This window comes from Aeromonas sp. S19(2024) (assembly GCF_041402625.1).
In the GTDB taxonomy this organism is placed as follows: Bacteria; Pseudomonadota; Gammaproteobacteria; order Enterobacterales; family Aeromonadaceae; genus Aeromonas; species Aeromonas caviae.
In genome coordinates this window covers 630,133-648,270 of record NZ_JBGLQU010000001.1, presented here as the reverse complement: position 1 = coordinate 648,270, position 18,138 = coordinate 630,133, and the positions used below count along the sequence as shown (strand labels likewise).

General features: G+C 64.1%; 19 protein-coding genes. 11 read left to right on the top strand and 8 right to left on the bottom strand.

Going from position 1 to position 18,138, the window contains the following annotated elements:
- Window positions 1–67: 67 nt before the first annotated feature.
- Genes ybeY through miaB form a run of 3 tightly spaced genes read right to left on the bottom strand, consistent with a single transcriptional unit; the run spans window position 68 to window position 3,071 of the window.
- Complete coding sequence (ybeY, locus tag ACB037_RS03100; RefSeq protein WP_371174864.1) at window positions 68–532, bottom strand: rRNA maturation RNase YbeY; 465 nt, start codon at window positions 530–532, stop codon at window positions 68–70.
- On the bottom strand, window positions 529–1,587 hold the full coding sequence (locus tag ACB037_RS03095) for a PhoH family protein (protein WP_010673771.1): 1,059 nt from the start codon (window positions 1,585–1,587) through the stop codon (window positions 529–531). The genes ybeY and ACB037_RS03095 overlap by 4 nt, the downstream gene beginning before the upstream one ends.
- Window positions 1,588–1,637: 50 nt before the next feature.
- Window positions 1,638–3,071, bottom strand: coding sequence for a tRNA (N6-isopentenyl adenosine(37)-C2)-methylthiotransferase MiaB (miaB, locus tag ACB037_RS03090; protein WP_010673772.1), 1,434 nt, complete (start codon window positions 3,069–3,071; stop codon window positions 1,638–1,640).
- Between the two features lie 224 nt (window positions 3,072–3,295).
- On the opposite strand from miaB, the gene ACB037_RS03085 reads away from it, so the two are divergent.
- The 3 genes from ACB037_RS03085 to ACB037_RS03075 all read left to right on the top strand — a co-directional run bounded on the left by ACB037_RS03085 (window position 3,296) and on the right by ACB037_RS03075 (window position 5,797).
- Entirely contained in the window at window positions 3,296–4,459 is a 1,164-nt protein-coding gene (locus ACB037_RS03085) for an FAD-dependent monooxygenase (RefSeq protein ID WP_010673773.1), read from the top strand.
- 140 nt (window positions 4,460–4,599) lie between these two features.
- Window positions 4,600–5,166 (top strand): cysteine hydrolase family protein, encoded by a 567-nt coding sequence (locus tag ACB037_RS03080; protein WP_371174863.1) that lies wholly within the window; start codon window positions 4,600–4,602, stop codon window positions 5,164–5,166.
- Between the two features lie 103 nt (window positions 5,167–5,269).
- Window positions 5,270–5,797, top strand: coding sequence for an excalibur calcium-binding domain-containing protein (locus ACB037_RS03075; protein ID WP_371174862.1), 528 nt, complete (start codon window positions 5,270–5,272; stop codon window positions 5,795–5,797).
- Between the two features lie 45 nt (window positions 5,798–5,842).
- Here the strand turns inward: ACB037_RS03075 and ACB037_RS03070 are convergent, their stop codons facing one another.
- Complete coding sequence (locus ACB037_RS03070) at window positions 5,843–6,730, bottom strand: LysR family transcriptional regulator (protein ID WP_371174861.1); 888 nt, start codon at window positions 6,728–6,730, stop codon at window positions 5,843–5,845.
- A gap of 114 nt (window positions 6,731–6,844) precedes the next feature.
- On the opposite strand from ACB037_RS03070, the gene ACB037_RS03065 reads away from it, so the two are divergent.
- Together ACB037_RS03065 and ACB037_RS03060 are read left to right on the top strand one after the other, a co-directional pair.
- Window positions 6,845–7,069 (top strand): hypothetical protein, encoded by a 225-nt coding sequence (locus ACB037_RS03065; RefSeq protein ID WP_010673776.1) that lies wholly within the window; start codon window positions 6,845–6,847, stop codon window positions 7,067–7,069.
- The gene (locus ACB037_RS03060; protein ID WP_111896677.1) at window positions 7,066–7,737 is read left to right on the top strand and encodes an HAD-IA family hydrolase; all 672 of its coding nucleotides are present in this window, start codon (window positions 7,066–7,068) and stop codon (window positions 7,735–7,737) included. The genes ACB037_RS03065 and ACB037_RS03060 overlap by 4 nt, the downstream gene beginning before the upstream one ends.
- A 21-nt stretch (window positions 7,738–7,758) precedes the next feature.
- Here ACB037_RS03060 and ACB037_RS03055 read toward each other — a convergent pair whose 3' ends face one another.
- Entirely contained in the window at window positions 7,759–9,219 is a 1,461-nt protein-coding gene (locus tag ACB037_RS03055; RefSeq protein WP_234935826.1) for a GGDEF domain-containing protein, read from the bottom strand.
- Window positions 9,220–9,326: 107 nt separating this feature from the next.
- A complete protein-coding gene (locus ACB037_RS03050) occupies window positions 9,327–9,929 on the bottom strand; it encodes a nitroreductase family protein (protein ID WP_010673779.1) in 603 nt (200 codons plus the stop codon).
- A 290-nt stretch (window positions 9,930–10,219) separates the two neighbouring features.
- Here ACB037_RS03050 and ACB037_RS03045 point away from each other — a divergent pair, with 290 nt between their 5' ends.
- Entirely contained in the window at window positions 10,220–11,764 is a 1,545-nt protein-coding gene (locus ACB037_RS03045; protein WP_371174860.1) for a diguanylate cyclase domain-containing protein, read from the top strand.
- A 241-nt stretch (window positions 11,765–12,005) separates the two neighbouring features.
- Window positions 12,006–12,479, top strand: coding sequence for a YMGG-like glycine zipper-containing protein (locus tag ACB037_RS03040; protein ID WP_039041096.1), 474 nt, complete (start codon window positions 12,006–12,008; stop codon window positions 12,477–12,479).
- An 86-nt stretch (window positions 12,480–12,565) separates the two neighbouring features.
- On the opposite strand, the gene ACB037_RS03035 is transcribed toward ACB037_RS03040, so the two are convergent.
- Together ACB037_RS03035 and ACB037_RS03030 are read right to left on the bottom strand one after the other, a co-directional pair.
- Complete coding sequence (locus tag ACB037_RS03035) at window positions 12,566–13,522, bottom strand: D-2-hydroxyacid dehydrogenase (RefSeq protein ID WP_039041095.1); 957 nt, start codon at window positions 13,520–13,522, stop codon at window positions 12,566–12,568.
- Window positions 13,523–13,643: 121 nt separating this feature from the next.
- Window positions 13,644–14,414, bottom strand: coding sequence for a DUF3530 family protein (locus tag ACB037_RS03030; RefSeq protein WP_119196916.1), 771 nt, complete (start codon window positions 14,412–14,414; stop codon window positions 13,644–13,646).
- A 309-nt stretch (window positions 14,415–14,723) separates the two neighbouring features.
- Here ACB037_RS03030 and ACB037_RS03025 point away from each other — a divergent pair, with 309 nt between their 5' ends.
- The 4 genes from ACB037_RS03025 to ACB037_RS03010 are packed head-to-tail and all read left to right on the top strand — an operon-like array spanning window position 14,724 to window position 18,045.
- Window positions 14,724–15,764, top strand: coding sequence for an isopenicillin N synthase family oxygenase (locus tag ACB037_RS03025; protein ID WP_039041093.1), 1,041 nt, complete (start codon window positions 14,724–14,726; stop codon window positions 15,762–15,764).
- Between the two features lie 21 nt (window positions 15,765–15,785).
- A complete protein-coding gene (locus ACB037_RS03020; RefSeq protein WP_010673785.1) occupies window positions 15,786–16,598 on the top strand; it encodes a MetQ/NlpA family ABC transporter substrate-binding protein in 813 nt (270 codons plus the stop codon).
- Entirely contained in the window at window positions 16,595–17,389 is a 795-nt protein-coding gene (locus ACB037_RS03015; RefSeq protein ID WP_080988624.1) for a methionine ABC transporter ATP-binding protein, read from the top strand. Before ACB037_RS03020 ends, ACB037_RS03015 begins: the two co-directional genes overlap by 4 nt.
- Entirely contained in the window at window positions 17,374–18,045 is a 672-nt protein-coding gene (locus tag ACB037_RS03010) for a methionine ABC transporter permease (RefSeq protein ID WP_010673787.1), read from the top strand. The genes ACB037_RS03015 and ACB037_RS03010 overlap by 16 nt, the downstream gene beginning before the upstream one ends.
- Window positions 18,046–18,138: the final 93 nt, after the last annotated feature.

Genomic DNA, 18,138 nt, shown 5'->3' with positions numbered 1-18,138 from the left:
ACTTGAAATCGTTGTGGCTATATGAGGATGGGCATCGGCTGTTTCAAGACGATGACCATCCGGTTCGTTACTCTTCGTCGTTCAGATAAGGATCGGCGAAGCCCAGTTCCTGCATGATGTCGCGCTCGAACTGCTCCATCTCCTCGGCTTCCTCGTCCTCGATATGGTCATAACCTAGCAGATGCAGACTGCCATGCACAACCATGTGAGCCCAGTGGGCCATCAGGGGCTTGCCCTGTTCGACGGCTTCGGCCTCGACCACCTGGCGGCAGATCACCAGATCCCCGAGCAGGGGCAGCTCGAGACCCGGTGGCGCCTCGAAGGGGAAGGAGAGCACGTTGGTGGGCTTGTCCTTGCCGCGATAGGTGTGGTTGAGCTCGCGGCTCTCCGCCTCGTCCACCAGACGCACCGTCACCTCGGCCTCGGGCTGGAAGCCCAGAATGGTGCCGTCGAGCCAGCCTTGCAGCTGGGCCTCGGTCGGCAGGCCGTCCGGGCTGGCGCAGGCCAGTTGCAGATCCAGGGTCACGCTCATTGGGCACTCTCTTTGCTGGTGTTCTCGTTGCGGGGAGTGGCTGCGCTCTTCTCGGCCGCCTGCTGGGCATCGAATGCCTCGTAGGCCTGCACGATGCGGGCCACCACGGGATGGCGCACCACGTCCTTGGACTCGAAGAAGTTGAAGGAGAGGCCATCGACCCCCTGCAACACCTCCAGGGCGTGGCGCAGACCGGATTTGGTGCTGCGAGGCAAGTCCACCTGGGTGATGTCGCCGGTCACCACCGCCTTGGAGTTGAAGCCGATGCGGGTCAGGAACATCTTCATCTGTTCCGTGGTGGTGTTCTGGGCCTCGTCCAGGATGATGAAGGCGTCGTTGAGGGTGCGGCCGCGCATGTAGGCGAGCGGCGCCACCTCGATGACGTTGCGCTCCATCAGCTTCTCCACCCGCTCGAAGCCCAGCATCTCGAACAGGGCGTCGTAGAGGGGGCGCAGGTAGGGGTCCACCTTCTGGGAAAGATCGCCGGGCAAGAAGCCGAGCTTCTCACCGGCTTCCACCGCCGGGCGGGTCAGCAGGATGCGGCGGATCTCCTGGCGCTCCAGGGCATCCACGGCGGCGGCCACGGCGAGATAGGTCTTGCCGGTCCCGGCGGGCCCGATGCCGAAGCTGATGTCGTGGCGCACGATATTGGCGATGTACTGGGCCTGGTTCGGGCTGCGGGGCTTGATGAGACCGCGCTTGGTCTTGACCGTGACCTCCTTGCCGTAGGGCAGGGAAGGGGCGGGTTCGTCGTCCTGCTCCAGCACGCGGGACTCCTGCACCGCCAGGTGCACCATCTCGGGGGTGATGTCGCTCACCTTGCTCCCCTTGAGGGGTTGGGTTTCCACATAGAGGTGCTTGAGGATGACGGCAGCCGCCTCCACCTGGGCCTGCTTGCCGATCACTTGGAAGTGGTTGTCCCGGTAGCTTATCTCGATGCCGAGACGGCGCTCCAGCTGCTTGAGGTTGTCGTCAAAGGGTCCGCACAGGCTGGCGAGGCGCTGGTTGTCGGCGGGTTCAAGGTGCAGATTCAGGGTGGAGATGTGTCGGCTCAAGGTGTCCTCTTATCGGTTGTTCCCCCGCCAGGGGGCGGGGGAGAGAGTCATCAATGGGGTCTGAAGGCCGCAACGCCCAGATCATCGGGCACGTTGTCAGGACGACGGGCAAGGATCTCGCTCGGGGCCGTGGCGATGCGCAGGTTCATTTCGTCCTCGCCGCGGATGAAGCGGCCGCGCAGGGAGTAGGGACGTACGTCGGTGATTTCCACGTCGGCGAAGCCGCCGATGAGGCGGTGCGGCCCCTCGAAGTTGACCACCCGGTTGTTCTCGGTACGGCCACTGAGCTGCATGGGATCCATCTTGGAGGGCCCCTCCACCAGGATGCGCTGCACCGAGCCCAGCATGGCGCGGCCGATGAGCATGGACTGGTGATTGATGCGGTTTTGCAGTCGGGTCAGGCGGGCCTTCTTCACTTCCATGTCGACGTCGTCCGGCAGGTCCGCGGCCGGGGTGCCGGGGCGCGGGCTGTAGATGAAGCTGAAGCTCATGTCGAAGTTGATCTCCTCGATGAGTTTCATGGTGGCCTCGAAGTCTTCGTCCGTCTCGTTCGGGAAGCCGACGATGAAGTCGGAGCTCATGGTGATGTCGGGACGCACGGCGCGCAGGCGGCGGATCTTGGACTTGTACTCCAGCACGGTGTGCGGGCGCTTCATCATGGTCAGGATGCGATCCGAGCCGCTCTGGATGGGCAAGTGCAGGAAGCTGACCACCTCGGGGGTATCACGATAGACCTCGATGATGTCGTCGGTGAACTCGACCGGGTGGCTGGTGGTGTAGCGAATGCGGTCGATGCCGTCGATGGCAGCCACCAGGCGCAGCAGTTCGGCGAAGGTGCAGACCTCCCCGTCGAAGGTCGGTCCCCGGTAGGCGTTGACGTTCTGGCCGAGCAGGTTCACTTCGCGCACCCCTTGCTGGGCGAGCTGGGCGATTTCATAGAGCACGTCATCCAGCGGCCGGCTCACCTCCTCGCCACGGGTGTAGGGCACCACGCAGAAGGAGCAGTACTTGGAGCAGCCTTCCATGATGGAAACGAAGGCGGTTGCCCCCTCGGCACGGGGTTCGGGCAGGTTGTCGAACTTCTCGATTTCGGGGAAGGCGATGTCCACCTGGGCACCGCGCCCCTCTTGCACCTGCTTGATCATGGTCGGCAGGCGGTGCAGGGTCTGGGGTCCGAAGACGATGTCCACATAGGGCGCCCGGCTGCGCAGGTTCTCCCCTTCCTGGGAGGCGACGCAGCCGCCCACCCCGATCACCAGCCCCGGTTTTTTCGCCTTGAGCTTCTTCCAGCGACCGAGCTGGTGGAACACCTTCTCCTGGGCCTTCTCGCGGATGGAACAGGTGTTGAGCAGCAGCACATCTGCCTCTTCCGGCTCCTCGGTAAGCGTGTAGCCATTGCTGGCATCCAGCAGGTCCGCCATCTTGGACGAGTCGTACTCGTTCATCTGGCAGCCCCAGGTCTTGATATGAAGTTTCTTGCTCATTGCTTCTCGTGACTGGTTTTGAAATCGGCAGGGTCAAAGGACCGGCCATTTTACTCCGCAATCCCGGTGCTGACCAGTCTGGGGCCGCCCGTCGCCATCAGGGCCGGCTTGTCGTCGGCAATTGCGCATCCCCCTCACTGTTTCTGCCGCCTCCTTGCGTTATCATGCCCCATTCGGTTCGGCCCTTGCCCCTTATCGCGGGGACTCCTTGCAGGAATCAAGTTATGGAACAGTGTGATATCGCCATCGTCGGCGCCGGCATGGTGGGCGCCGCCACCGCCTGCCTGCTGGCGGCAGAGGGGCTCTCGGTACGGGTCATCGAGACCCGGTTGCCCGAGCCCTATGCCCCCGAGCAGTCGCTGGATCTGCGGGTTTCCGCCATCAGTCAGGCCTCGGTGGCGCTGCTGACCCGGGCCGGTGCCTGGCAATATCTGCAGCAGATGCGGCTGTGCCCCTATCGCCGGCTGGAGACCTGGGAGCTGGACGGCTTCGCTACCCGCTTCGACGCGGTGGATCTCGGGCTGCCCCAGCTCGGCTACATCATCGAGAACCGGCTGATCCAGCTCGCCCTGCTGAAAAGGATGGAGGATTTCCCGACCATCCAGACCCATACCCCGGCGGCGGTGACGAGTCTGCGCCAGAGTGCGGATGACGCCGTGCTGACCCTGGATGACGGCACCGAGCTGCAGGCGCGCTGGGTGCTGGCCTGCGATGGTGCCGAATCCCACACCCGGCGACTGGCCGGCATCGGGGTGTCGCGTTTCGAGTACCGCCAGCACTGCATGCTGATCAACATCGACACCGATTTTGCCCAGGAAGACATCACCTGGCAGCAGTTCACCCCGAGCGGCCCGCGCGCCTTCCTGCCGCTGCCGGGCCGCCATGGCTCCCTGGTCTGGTATGACAGCCCGGCCCGCATCCGGGCGCTGGCCGCCATGAGCAACGAGGCCCTGGCCGTCGAGGTGCGCCGCCACTTCCCCAGCCGCCTTGGCGGTTTCACCGTGACGGCCAAGGGGAGCTTCCCCCTGGTGCGCCGCCACGCCAACGACTATCACGCCGGGCGAGTGGTGCTGCTCGGGGATGCGGCCCACACCATCAACCCGCTGGCGGGGCAGGGGGTCAACCTCGGTTTCAAGGACGTGGCCTGCTGGGCCGGGTTGCTCGGCAAGGCGGGGGCACAGTGGCATGAGCTGGCGCTGGCCGGGCGTTACGAGGGGCGACGCCGCCCTGACAACCTGCTGATGCAGTCGGGGATGGATCTCTTCTACGGGGTCTTCAGCAACGAGATAGGCCCCCTCAGGCTTGCCCGCAACCTGGCGCTGAATCTGGCGGACAAGGCGGGCCCCCTCAAGGAGATGGCGCTACGCTATGCGCTTGGGCTGGTATGAGGCAGTGCGTGGCACTGCCAGGTGCCAATCGGGTGGCATATCAATCCGTGTGATGGTGCCAGCCGGTTTTTTATATGGCCGCGAGGAGTGATCCAGGCGGCCCAGGGGCAAAACGGCCTCAGGCAAGGGGGGAGCACACCATGAGCAAGGCATTGCTGGTGATCGATTTCATCAACGACATCGCCCACCCGGACGGGCGCATCGCCGCCTCGGCGGCCCAGGTGATCGAGCAGGACGCCATTGCGCACGCCAACCAAGCGCTGGCTCATGCCCGCGCTCACGGCTGGCTGGTGGTGCTCATCAAGGTGGGGTTTGACGAGGGCTATCTGCTGCAACCCAAGGGCTCCCCCATGTTTGGCCGTGCCCGGCAGTTCGGGGCGCTGTCGCTTGGCGACAGCGGCACCGACTTTCACCCGGATCTGGATGTGCAACCCGGGGATCTGGTGCTGACCAAACCCAGAGTCAGCCCCTTCTACGGCACGGCGCTGGAGCCTGCGCTACGGGCCAATCGCATCGAGCATCTCTATGTGTGCGGCGTGAGCACCAGCTGGGCCATTCAGGGGGCGGTGCGAGATGGCCACGATCGGGACTACGCCATCACCATCCTGGAGGATGCCTGCGCGGCGGCGGATGCCGCAGAACACCAGGCTTCCCTGCGCATGCTCGGTCGCATTGCCGAGATCATCAAGGTCGCGGAGCTGCTCTGACCACTCGTATCTAATCCACTCATTTTTCATGCCAATGCTCTGTTGAAACCGAACCAATTTCGGGCAACATGAGTGGAACCGTACTGGCCACAAGGATGAGGACATGCGTTATCAGGGCAGGATCGCGAGCTGGAATTCACAACGCGGTTTCGGGTTCATCAAGCAGGAGCAGGGCGGTGCCGTACAAGTGTTCTTTCCCGACCGCCCGCTCTCGCTGGCTGGCGGACCTATGCCATCCATGCCGGATCGTGGGAGCAGGGAGGATTTGAGCCCTCGGGCACCACACGCCACCACATATAGAACCCGGGAGTATCATGCTCCTCGTCGCAAGGGGAGCTGGGGTGGCAAGTTAATCCCCCTATTGGTGCTGGCGGGGTTGTTCTCCCTCTATTCCCGCTTCTCGGCCGAGTTTGCCTCACTTCCATCCTTTCCCTCTTTTAGCCAGGAGGACAGTACTTCGAACAGTACGGTTCAGGTTCCGACTTTTGTTCGTCAGTGCGATGGCCGTCAGCATTGCTCCCAGATGACTTCCTGCGAGGAGGCGACCTGGTTTTTGCAAAATTGCCCCAATACCAAGATGGATGGGGAAGGAGACGGCATCCCCTGCGAGCGGCAGTGGTGTGGCCATTAGCCAGCCGTTATGTACTTCAGGATTCCGGTTTGGGCTGCGCTCCTCTCAGAGGCTGTGGCTCTGCGGATATGCCACCCTGACCAGGGCCAGAAAGCGATCCCGGATGGGATCGGCAAATTCCGGGTTCCACACCAGGCTGATTTCCCATTCCGACCAGGGGCCGGAGAGAGGGTAGAGGGTCACCTCCTTGCCCGCGATGAACCCTACGCTGCGCGGCAGGATGGCGTTGCCGATACCGGCGGCCACCAGGGCGACCAGGGTCTGGATGTCTTCCGCCTCCTGGATGAGACCGGTCAGCCGGTTGGCACCGAGGAAGCGGGCGATCTGCTGGCTGAGACCCGGACAGCGATGGCCCACCATCTGCAGCAAGGGATCGCGGATCAGCGCCCGCTCCAGGTCGAAGTCCGGCCCTGCCACCCGGGTGGGGACGGCCAGCACCAGCCTGTCCGTCAGCAACCTGTGTTCCCTCAGCTGCGGCGCATCAGGCCGTCGCATGAAGCCCAGTTGCAGCCGACCCGCCAGCAAGTGCTCCTGCTGGATGGCGGAGGTGGTGTCCCGCAGGTGGACCAGCACGTCGGGGGCCTGCTGTTTGAAACGGGCCACCAGGGAGGGGGCCAGTGCAAAGCTGGAGAGCCCGAACCCGATGTTGAGGCGTCCGGCGGCACCGCTTGCCAGCGCCAGGGCATGCTGCTCGAATCCCTTGCCGTGATCCACCAGAGCCCTGGCCTGGGGCAGCAACTGGAGGCCGATGGCGGTCAGCTCGGCCCCGTGGCGGCCCCGGTTGAACAGGGTGCTGCCGAGGGCCTGCTCCAGCCCCTGGATCTGCTTGGTCAGGGCCGGTTGCGTCACAAAAAGCCGGCTGGCCGCTTTCCGGTAGTTGGCACTCTCGGCCAGCATGACGAAGGCCTGCAATTGTCTCAGGTCGAATCTCATTCCATTTGGTTATCCAATGTGGCGATTTATTGATTATAAGTTATCTAGTCTCCTTGTTCTAATGGTCTCGAAACGGGCCTGCTTGCCCGCTGTTCAGCCACAAGGAGTCATGTCATGTCGAGCGAACGCTATCTGTTTTTGATCAAGGGGAGCCTGGTGATGGCTCAGCCGCTGGCCGCACCGGAGACCGGGGAGCTGCTGACCAGCCTGTTGCAGCAGGGGTTCGTCGTCGCCCCCTTGCCGGTGTGGGCCAGCAATGCGGAGCAGGCGCTCGCCTGTTACGAGGCCGCTGCCCAGCGGCAGGTCTTCGCCGATGCGCTGGCGGGGAGAGCCCTGTGAGCGCGGTGCGCGTGAAGGCTGCGGCCCTGCTGCTGGACATGGACGGGACCCTGGTCCACTCCACCGGCGACGTGGAAGTCGTGTGGCGGCGCTGGTGTCAGCACCATGGGCTGGATCCCGCTCCCGTGCTCGCCATGTGTCACGGCGTGCGCTCACGGGAGGTGATAGGGGCCCTGGCTCCCCAGCTGGACATGGCAGTGGAGGTGGCCCTGCTCGACGATCTGGAGATGGCATACGCTGCGGCGCCGATACCTCTGGACGGTGCCCGGCGACGGCTCGCACAACTGCCGCCGACGCGCTGGGCGCTGGTGACTTCCGCAAGCCGGAGGGTGGCAGAGCACCGGCTGCTGCACGCCGGATTGCCGCTGCCCCGTCTCCTGGTGTGCGCCGGGGATGTGGTACGGGGCAAGCCGGATCCCGAGCCTTATTTGCTGGCTGCCAGCCGGTTGGGACTGGCTCCGGCCGATTGCCTGGTGTTCGAGGATGCGCCAGCGGGCATCGCCAGCGCCCTGCAGGCGGGTTGCCAGGTGGTGCAGATGGGGGGAACAAGGCGGTATGACGACAGGCTCAAGGGCTGGCTGCGGGACTGGCGCGGGATCGAGATCGAGGTGGCACCGGACGGGCTCCATCTTCATCTGCCCGCCCCGCTGCCGGCAGAGGCAGGATGATGACGACAAGGGGCACGCCATTCAGGCGCCGCAAGATTGCCCGATGCTGGGGGAAGCCTGCTCAGCCGAATAGCGTTCCACCCGGTTGCGGCCATTGTGCTTGGCCAGATAGAGCGCCTGATCGGCGCGAGAGAGCAGCTCGTCCAGATTGAAGGGGCCCTCTCTCTGGGAGGCGATACCGATGCTGACTGTGATGCAGACGGCGGGCTCGGCTCCCTTTTCTTCCCCTGGCTGCGCGACGATTTTTCGCAGCCGCTCGGCAACTGCCATGGCCTGCTCCTCGCTGAGGCCGGGCCAGATGGCCACGAACTCCTCTCCCCCCAGGCGACAGAAGAGATCCCCCGGTCGAAGCTGGTCGCGCACCCGGGCCGCGAAGTTGCTCAACTGGTTGTCACCCTCTTCGTGGCCGTGACGATCATTGATGCGTTTGAAATGATCGATGTCCAGCATGCAGATCGCCACAGGGTAGCGCTGCACCGTGAGGTGCTGGAGCAGTTCATTGGCGGCCGACCAGAAGCCGGCCCGGTTCAGCGCACCGGTCAGGTGATCGTGGTGGGCCAGGTGTTTCATCTCCCGCAGCAGGCTGTTGCGGGCCGCCATGATGCTGGCGGCGGTCAGGGGGGTGAGAGCGATCAACATGACCCCTATCCGGACGGAGAACATCCAGTACTGGGTCTGGACATCGTGATTGATGACGAGGTGGCCGTTTGAGAGGGCGATCAGGATCAGGGTGCTGTAACTCAGGGTCAGCAGGCTGGTGGCGAAGACGGAGTAGGTGACGGCGCACCAGAGCAGCGCCGGTACCGGGAAGGCGATGGATCCCGGCCCCTCGACGAGCAGGGTGAGCAGCAGGGAGGCCACCAGGCTCAGCAGCGGCATCAATCTGGCCCAGGAGAACTCGGTGCGGTAGAGGAGGGTGCGCCAGGGGGGCACGCTGTCATGGGGAGGCAGTGTCAGGAGCACCGGCAGTATGGTCATGTAGTTCACCAGCTCGCTGGCAAACCAGAAGCCCAGCCCGTAGAGCGGGGGGCCCAGAGACAGGATGGGATTGATGATGGCGCCGACCACGCCGGCGGCGAGGGAGGCGGCCAGGGTGTTTCGCAGCAGGAGCACGAGGGAGGTGGGGCGCCTGAGGAGCTTGTCGGCAGGCGCGAGCCGATGCATCAGCAGATACCCGACGCCGATGCCGGCCAGGTTGCCGCAGGTCAGCAGGATGGTTTTGAACAGGGGCTCGCCGGTGAAGAGGGCGGCAAGAAAAAAGCCCAGTATGCCGCCGGCCCAGCCCGCCGGGGTGGCCAGGCGTGGATAGCGCACCATGCAGCCGAGCAGGACCGCATTGGCAGGCCAGAAGGCCGCCAGCAGGTTGGGGGGGCGGGTGAAGATGCCGATCAGCGAGAACAGCAGTACCAGGGCGGCGACACACAACAGAGCGGACAAGGGCGTCAATGTGCATGAGGTACGTTGGCGTGCGATGTCCCCCATGGGGACCTCCTGACAAGAGAGCGTTTGTTCAGAGTATGGCTGGCACGTGACAAGGGTGAACGAGGGGGAGAGAAGAAAACGCCCCCTGGTGGAGGGGGCGTGAAGGCTTACTTGAAGACCCGGAAACGCACGTCGTCGTCGATGAAGGTCTTGTCGCCGGCAGGTTGCTCTATGCTGCCAAAAGGCATCTGGGCACGAAGCAGCCAGCTGGCGGGCAGGTCCCACTCCTTGCGCACCGCATCGTCGATGAGCGGGTTGTAGTGTTGCAGGGAGGCGCCGATGCCCTCCTGGGCCAGGGTGGTCCAGACCGCGAACTGGGCGATCCCGGTGGCATGTTCGGACCAGATGGGGAAGTTGTCGGCATAGAGAGCGAATTTCTGCTGAAGATCCTCGATGACGGCGGTGTCTTCGAAGAAGAGCACGGTGCCAGCCCCGGCGCGGAAGCTGCCGTTGATCTTGGCTTCACTCTGGGGATAGGCCTCCGGCGGCACTATCTTCTTGAGCTCCGCCTTGACGATGTCCCACAGCTTGTGGTGCTGCTCGCCGAACAGGATGACGGCGCGGGAACTCTGGGAGTTGAACGAAGAGGGGCTGTGCTTGACGGCATCCTTGATGAGGGCGGTCAGCTGGGCCTCGGAGTGGGTCACCCGGTTGCCCAGGGCATAGATGGTACGACGTGCTTTGATCTGTTCGATAAACGGACTGCTCATAACATCTCCTTGGTTGATGAATCATCACCGCCAGCGTTGCCGACAAAGGTCATCTGGCTCCGATTTCTCGAGTCATCGACTATATCACCTTGCGGGCAATAAACCGTCAACGAGGAGTAATGACTGTTTCTACTTTTTATGGATATTCACATGACGGATGTGAATATGGCCGTGAGACACCTTGATATCTTTTTTATCATTAGCAGTGGATGTTAATGACTTCAATCAATATCTTTTGCAGATTTTTAATCTATAAAATTCATCCAATATGACATTTTATAGAGATTGACATGACGGCGGCGCTGATCAAGGAACGCTATTACATACTGACTCCGCTGTCGTTTCTCCTGGGAGGGCTGGTGCTGATCGCCACCCTGTTGCTGGCGGCAGCCAGCTACCTGAGCAGCATCGACAAGACGGTGGCGGGTTACGGTCACATGCTGGCCGCCCTCGACGCCACCCTGCTCCAGGACATGGCGCAGGACAACCGCCGCCAGCTTGGCGTACTGGAGGCGTCCCTGGACAAGCAGGCCATCGCTGCCGGGGCATCGGCCATCAATCCCATCTGGGCCATTGCCCATCAATTCAAGTACGACGCCCACTTCCTCTATTTCTACAACGCGCGCACCCATCGGCTCGACAGCTATCCCGACTGGCAGCAACCAGAGGGCTACCGGGCACAGGCGCGGCCCTGGTACCAGACCCTGTCCGGCGAGGGCGATGATCTCGTCTGGTTCGGTCCCTACCCGGAGTTCGATTCGGTCCGGCAGGTACTGACCCTCATCAAGCGGGTCAAGGATCATGAGGGGCAGCTGCTTGGACTGCTGATGGTGGACATGTCGTTCAGCGCCTTGCAGGGGGCGTTGCACCGGGCGGTGGGTGAGGATCCGGTGGCCCTCTACATCACCGAGCGCAAGGGCGGCAAGCTGGTGGTGGGGCACAATTTGTCGCTGTTGCCGCCCCGCCTAGAGCGGGAGACGCAGGCGGCCGCCCTGGACGGGTTCTGGGCAGGTCGCCACCTGCAACACGCTCTGGAGGGGATGGAGTGGGATCTCAACGTCTATCTCCCCCCCTCCCATTTTCATGAAAACCTGCAAGACACCCTGTTGATGGTGGTGCTGCCCGCCCTGGCATTGCTCTGCATCTGGCTGTGCAGCCAGTGGTTTCTGGTGCGGATCTTTCGCCAGGAGCAGGCGCTGGTGCAGGGCTCGCTCAGCGGCCTCATCCAGGATGAGGCGCGAAAGGAGATCCAGCGGCGTCAGCGAACCTGGTTCGTGCACGGCAGCCTGGGGGAGATAGAACAGGTGCGAAACAGCCTGCTGCAAGGGCAGGATGCCCTGCTCCACGACCCTCTCACCGGCATCCTGAACCGGCGAGCCTTCGATCAGCAGCGGGCGGGGCTGGAGCAGGCGGGGAGGCCCTACTGGCTGGTGCTGTTCGATGTGGACAACTTCAAGCGCGTCAACGACAGCTGGGGACACGGTGTGGGGGATGCGGTGCTGTTTCGGGTGGCCACCATCATGGCGAGAACCCTGGGGGATGAGCAGGTCTACCGCATCGGGGGCGATGAATTTGCGGCCTTGCTGCCCTGGGAGCAGGCGGAGGTGGAATGCCGCCTGACCCACCTGCTCGGTCGGGTGAAAGCCCTGAAATGGCGGGAGTTCGCCGACGCCATCACCCTGAGCGCCGGCGGAGCGCGCTATCCGGATGATGCCCTGACGCTGCTCGAGCGGGCGGATGCCTGCCTGTACGAGAGCAAGCACCAGGGGCGGGATTGCTGGCATCTGGCGGCGGCGTCGCCCGTTGACGGGGAGGTTGTGACAGTATCTGTCTGACGGTGATCGCTGCAAAAAAGGGCCTTTGGGCCTAGAAAAGGGTCATGACGGGGATGATTTCTCGTGTGACCTTTTTTTTTGATGTGGTTTCAGGTGGTTAGCCTGCTTTCTTGCATCGTGTCGCGAACCGGAGACAGGGAGGGCTGGCCGTGAGGTGCCCCTTGCGGCAGTGGCGCAGGTCAGGGGGCTTTGTATAGTGCAGGGAAAAATAATCAATCATCAGGTTTGACAGGAGTACCCCATGAAAATGAAACCGTTTGGCATGAGCGCACTGGCGCTGCTGGGGGCGTTGCTGTTGGGCACAGGACAGGTGCAGGCATCCGAGACCCTCAATACCATTCTCGGCGGCGGAGCCGGCGGGGTGGCGGGCACCATGATCGGCAAGGAGCTGGGTGGCGACACCGGCGCCCTGGTGGGGGCAGCCCTGGGGGGCGCGGCCGGTGGTGCGGCCACGGCCAATAGGGGCAACAAGAACGAAGCTGCGCTCGGCGGCGCCGTCGGTGCCCTGGGCGGGGCTGCCATCGGCAAGAGCGTCGGTGGCAGCACGGGCCAGCTGATCGGTGCCGGTATCGGTGGTGCCGGTGGCTCTGCCATCGGAGCCAGGACCGGGGATGGTCACGAGAGCCGCGGCGATCGCTATTACGATGACAGGCGCTATCACAAGCACCACAAGAAACACAAAAAGCACCGCAAGCACAGATGGCATGACGACTGATGCCGCGGCAAGCTGACCGACAAAAAGGGGCCTTTGGCCCCTTTTTTGATCCCGCTGCCGGCCCGTGAGGGGCGGCGAGCGGCCTCTTACACCAGCCGGTGCTGGCGCCTGCCAAGGGAGAAGGCGTTGATGTTGTCGATGAGCTGATCCGCGAGGCGCTGCATCGACTCTTCGCTGGCCCAGGCCACGTGGGGAGTCAGGATGAAATTGGGGTAACGCAGGGCCTGCATCAGGGGGTGATCCGGAGGCGGCGGCTCGACACTCGCCACATCGAAGCCGGCGCCGCCCAGACGGCCGTTGCCGAGGGCTTCGAGCAGCGCCTGCTCGTCCACCAGGCCGCCACGGCCCACGTTGATGAGCAGGGCGCCCGGTTTCATCAGGGCCAGCTCCCGCTCCCCGATGAGATGGCGGGTGTAGGGGGTGAGCGGGCAGTGCAGGCTGATCACATCCGAACTTTGCAGCAGGGCATCCAGGGGCAGTCTGTCGTCATCCCCCGGGGAGCCGACCTGGCTCTGGGCATAGTAGACCTCCATCCCGATGGCGCTGGCCCGCTGTCCCAGCGCCTGTCCCAGGGTTCCCTTGCCGATGATCCCGAGGCGCTTGCCATGCAGATCCGTGATGGGGTGGTCGAAGAAGCAGAACTGGCCGCTTTGTTGCCAGCGCCCCTCCAGCAGGGACTGGCGCCAGGCGAACAGGTTGCGCGACAGGGCGAGCATCAGGGCCATGGCGTGCTCGGGGACGGAAGGGCCCGAGTAGTTGCGGATATTGCACACGGCGACATTGGCGGCGCGGCACGCCTCCAGATCCAGGTTGTCGCTGCCGGTGGCGGCCAGGGCGATCAGGCGCAGTTCGGGCAGTTGGGCCAGTTCATCGGCCCCGATGCGCACCTTGTTGATGATGGCGATGCTGGCGCACTTGAGCCGCTCCACCACCTGATCCGGCGCCGTGGTCGGGTAGCTTTGCCAGTGATGGGGAAAATCGGGGCGGCGCAGATTGATGCCGGTGTCCAGGGTGTCGCTGTCGAGAAACACGATTTGCTGCATGAAGCCTCCTGCCATTGGTTCGGACATGATGCCAAACATGGAGGGCGGCTGACCAGCGCGGTGGCATCGGGTCAAGTCCGATGGGGAAGGCAAAAGGCGGGTGGCTGTGCCTCGGAGGGACTTAGATCCAGCCCAGGTGCGTCAGCCAGCCCTGGATGCGCCCCGGCGTCTCCTCCAGATCCATCAGGGCATAGGGGCGGTAGTTGAGCTTGTGGCTGCGGCGGCTCTCGCTTCTGCGGGCTTCGGCTGCCAGCAGGGGCCAGCGTCCTCCCTCCTCCTGATAGAGATCCAGGGTAGGGATACTGCCCTGGGCTATCTGCTTGGCGAGGGTCTGGTTGCTCAGCTGGTTGGGGAAGAAGCCGTCGAGCAGCACCAAGGCATCGGGGGCGGGCAACTGTTCGCTGGCGATGAGGTTGGCGGCCCAGGCGGCGCTGGTACCCTGGGCCAGCAGCAGCTTGAAGCCCCCCTCCTGCAGCTTGGCATCCCCCAGCTTGCTGATGCGGGAGGCAAACTGCTTGCGAAAATCGTCGATGACCTGCTGTTTCTTCTCGGCGGCGGGGTCGAGCTCGGTCTGCTGCGGCGAGGGGAGCAGCAGCAGGGTATCGAAACCGAGGCGCCCCAGCTCCCGGGTCAGTTGCCACAGCTGGCCGCTGCGCTGCCAGTCGGGCAGCAGGATGACCAGACCCACGTAGTTGTCGCTGTCGTGCTTGGCAAACAGTACCTGTTGCTTGTCCACCCTGGTGCTGTCGGGTATTCCCTGCCAGTCGCTGCTCTGCCAGTAGTCGGGGGGAACCAGGGGGGCTGGATCCGGGGCGGCGCCTGACGGTGCCTGCCCGGCGCCGTGGGCGGCAAAAGCAATCAGGGTCAGCAGCAGATAGGGGCGAAATGTCATGGGGGATCCTCCAGCACTCCCTCATAGCGGCCTCGCCGGGGGTTTCTTTAGGGCAAGGGGGCACATCGGCATCGGCGGTGGCGAAGAGGGTCTGACCGGCGGGCCGGACACGTGCCCGGGATTGTTCCAAATGGCAAAGCATTCCCGGTTTTGATTGTTCCATCCTGTGACCCATACATGGTTCAGTAAGGGCAGGCAGACAGGGGGCCGGGGCATGTCGTCACTGGCCGCAGGCGGAGAATTCTCCCCCCTGTCTCGTCAGAACGAGAGATTCACCCTCACTTTCCATCGACAGGGAGCGTTATCGCCATGAGCACCTTGGTTCACTTGCCCATCCTCGACCTGAGGCAGCTGGATGCCTCGCCCGACGCCCGGGCCGATTTTCTGGCATCGTTGCGCGATGCCGCGAGAGAGACGGGATTTTTCTATCTGACCGGCCACGGCATCGATCCCGAGCTGCAACAGGAGGTGCAGCAGCTGTCGCGGGCCTTCTTTGCGCTGCCTCTGGCGGCCAAGCAGCAGGTCGCCATGATCCACTCTCCCCATTTTCGTGGCTACAACCGACCGGGGGCGGAGCTGACCCGGGGTCAACCCGACTGGCGAGAGCAGTTTGATATCGGTGCCGATCGCCCAGCCTTGCCGCGCGCGGCGGGCGACCCGCCCTGGTGGCGGTTGCAGGGGCCGAATCAGTGGCCGGAGGCGCTGCCGACACTGCAACCCGTGCTGACGCGCTGGCGTGGGCAGATGACCCGCATGTCCCGTACCCTGCTCGGGGCTTTTGCCGAGGCGCTCGCACTGTCGCCAGATGCCTTCGATGCCCTGCACGGAGAGCGTCCCAACGAACATATCAAGCTGATCCGCTATCCCGGTGAGCGGGGCGCCACCCAGGGGGTCGGTCCCCACAAGGATTCGGGCTTCCTGAGCTTCCTGCTGCAGGATGACCAGCCCGGCCTGCAGGTGGAGGTGGCGCCGGATCACTGGATCGACGCGCTCCCGCTCCCCGGCACCTTCGTGGTCAACATCGGTGAGCTGCTGGAGCTCGCCAGCAACGGCTACCTGCGGGCGACCGTGCACCGGGTGGTGCCGTCGGCGCCGGGGCAGGAGCGTCTCTCCATCGCCTTCTTCCTGGGGGCCCAGCTCGACGCCGTGGTGCCCGTCTATCCGCTGCCCGAGGCACTGGCCCGTGAAGCCAGGGGGCCTGCCACCGACCCGCACAATCCGCTGCTGCGGGAGGTGGGCTGGAACTACCTCAAGGGGCGGCTGCGTTCCCACCCTGATGTGGCATTGCGCCACCATGCCGATCTGTTGCCGGCGCCCCGGGCGCTGGCGGTCGGCGAAACCACCCATTGATTGCATGGCAAGGAGCACAAGATGAACAAGCACGGACTGTTTTCCCTGAGCGGCCTGGTATTGGCCCTCGGACTCTCTCTCTCCGCCCAGGCAGCCCAGGCGCTGCGGGTTGCCGCGGATCCACTGCCCCATGCGGATATCCTCGGCGAGGTGAAACGCCAGGACCCTTCGCTGGATCTGCAGGTGATCGAGCTCAGCGGCGGCATCAATGCCAATGCCCTGTTGGTGGCGGGTGATGTGGATGCCAACTACTTCCAGCACGTCCCTTACCTGCGGGATCAGGAGAAGGCGCTCGGCACCGAGCTGGTGGTGGCCGCGACCGTACACGTGGAGCCTCTTGGCATCTATTCGAAGAAGTTCAAGCACCTGAGGGAGGTACCGGAAAAGGCGGTGATAGCCCTGCCCAACAATGTCACCAACCTGAGCCGGGCCCTCTATCTGTTGCAGCACGAGGGGCTCATCACCCTCAAGGCCGGCCATGAAGATCCGGCGCGGGATCTGGCGACGGTGCACGACATCGCCACCAACCCCAAGGCGCTCAAGATCCTGGAGATCGAGGCGCCGCAGCTGCCGCGCTCCCTCGACGACGTGGATCTGGCGGTGATCAATGGCAACTATGCCCTGGAGGCGGGGCTGGAGCCTGCTCGCGATGCTCTGGGGCTGGAGAGCGCCCAGAACAATCCCTACGCCAACATCCTGGTGACCACCCCGGCGCTCAAGGATGATCCGCGGATCCGCCAGTTGGCGCGGGATCTGGAGTCCAGGGCGATCGCCGACTTCATTCGCAAGAGCTACAAGGGGTCGGTGATCCCGGTGGCCGGGCGGCAGTCATGATAGTGCTGGAGGGGCTCGGCAAGCAGTACCCGGGGCACGGGCAACCCGCTCTGGAGGGGGTGTCGCTCGAGATTCCGGATGGGGCCATCTACGGCATTCTCGGGCGCAGCGGCGCGGGCAAGAGCACGCTCATTCGTTGCCTCAATCTGCTGGAGCGGCCAAGCCGGGGCCGCATCCTGTTCGATGGCCGCGACATCACGGCCCTGGAGGGAGCGGCCTTGCGCCGCCACCGTCAGGGGACCGGCATGATTTTCCAGCACTTCAATCTGCTGCACGCCCGCAGCGTAGAGGAGAACGTGGCGGTCCCGCTGGAAATCGCCGGAGTGGCGCGCCGGGAGCGGGCGGCCCGGGTCAGCGAGCTGTTGGAACTGGTGGGGCTTGGCGAGCACCGTCGCGCCTTCCCCTCCCAGTTGTCGGGGGGGCAGAAGCAACGAGTGGGCATCGCCCGCGCCCTGGCCGCCAATCCGCGCCACTTGCTCTGTGACGAGGCGACCAGTGCCCTGGATCCGGAGACCACGGAGTCGGTGCTGGCGCTGCTTGCCGACATCAACCGCCGCCTCGGGATCACCATAGTGCTCATCACCCACGAGCTGGAGGTGGTCAGGGCCATCTGCGATCACGCGGCATTGCTGGAACGGGGTCAGCTGGTGGAAAGCGGCGCTCTGGGCACCCTGCTGGCCAACCCCGACTCCCGCGTGCGGCAGGCCCTGTTGCCGGATCCCGAGATCCTGGGGCGTTTCATGGCGCGTCACGGAGTCACAGAGGAGGTGCGTTTATGCAGAGTCGCCTGAGTGTCGATGCCTTGCTTGAACTGATGTATCAGGGGTCGCTCGAAACGCTCTACATGGTGGGAGTGGCGGCCGTGTTCACTCTGCTGCTGGGGCTGCCGACCGGGGTGCTGCTGGTGGTGACCCGTCCCGGGGGCGTGCTGCCCTTGCCCCGTCTCAACATGGTGCTGGGGATCGGTATCAACATCGGGCGGTCGCTCCCCTTCGTGGTGCTCCTGATCGCCCTGATCCCCCTGACCCGGCTGGTGGTCGGCACCTCACTGGGCAGCACCGCCGCCATCGTTCCCATTACCCTGGGGGCCTTCCCCTTCTTTGCCCGGGTGGTGGAGAGCGCCCTCGATGAGGTGGACAAGGGGCGCGTCGAAGCCGTGCTCGCCATGGGAGGCAGCGGCTGGCACGTGGTCGTCAAGGCGCTGCTGCCCGAGGCCTTGCCGGCGCTGCTGGCCGGACTCACCCTGACGGTGGTGATGCTCATTGGCTTCTCCTCCATGGCGGGGGTGGTCGGTGGCGGCGGGCTCGGGGATCTGGCGATCCGCTACGGCTACCAGCGCTTTGACGACAAGGTGATGGCAGGGACAGTGGTCATGTTGCTGCTGCTGGTGCAACTGGTACAGGGGGTGGGGGACAGGCTGGTGCGGGCACTGGCCCATCGCCGCTAGGGGCACGGCTTCTCATCAGGCCGGCCGTGAGGTGCCAGCCAATAAAAAAGCGAGCCTTGGCTCGCTTTTTTTGCAATCACATCAAGGGGTCAA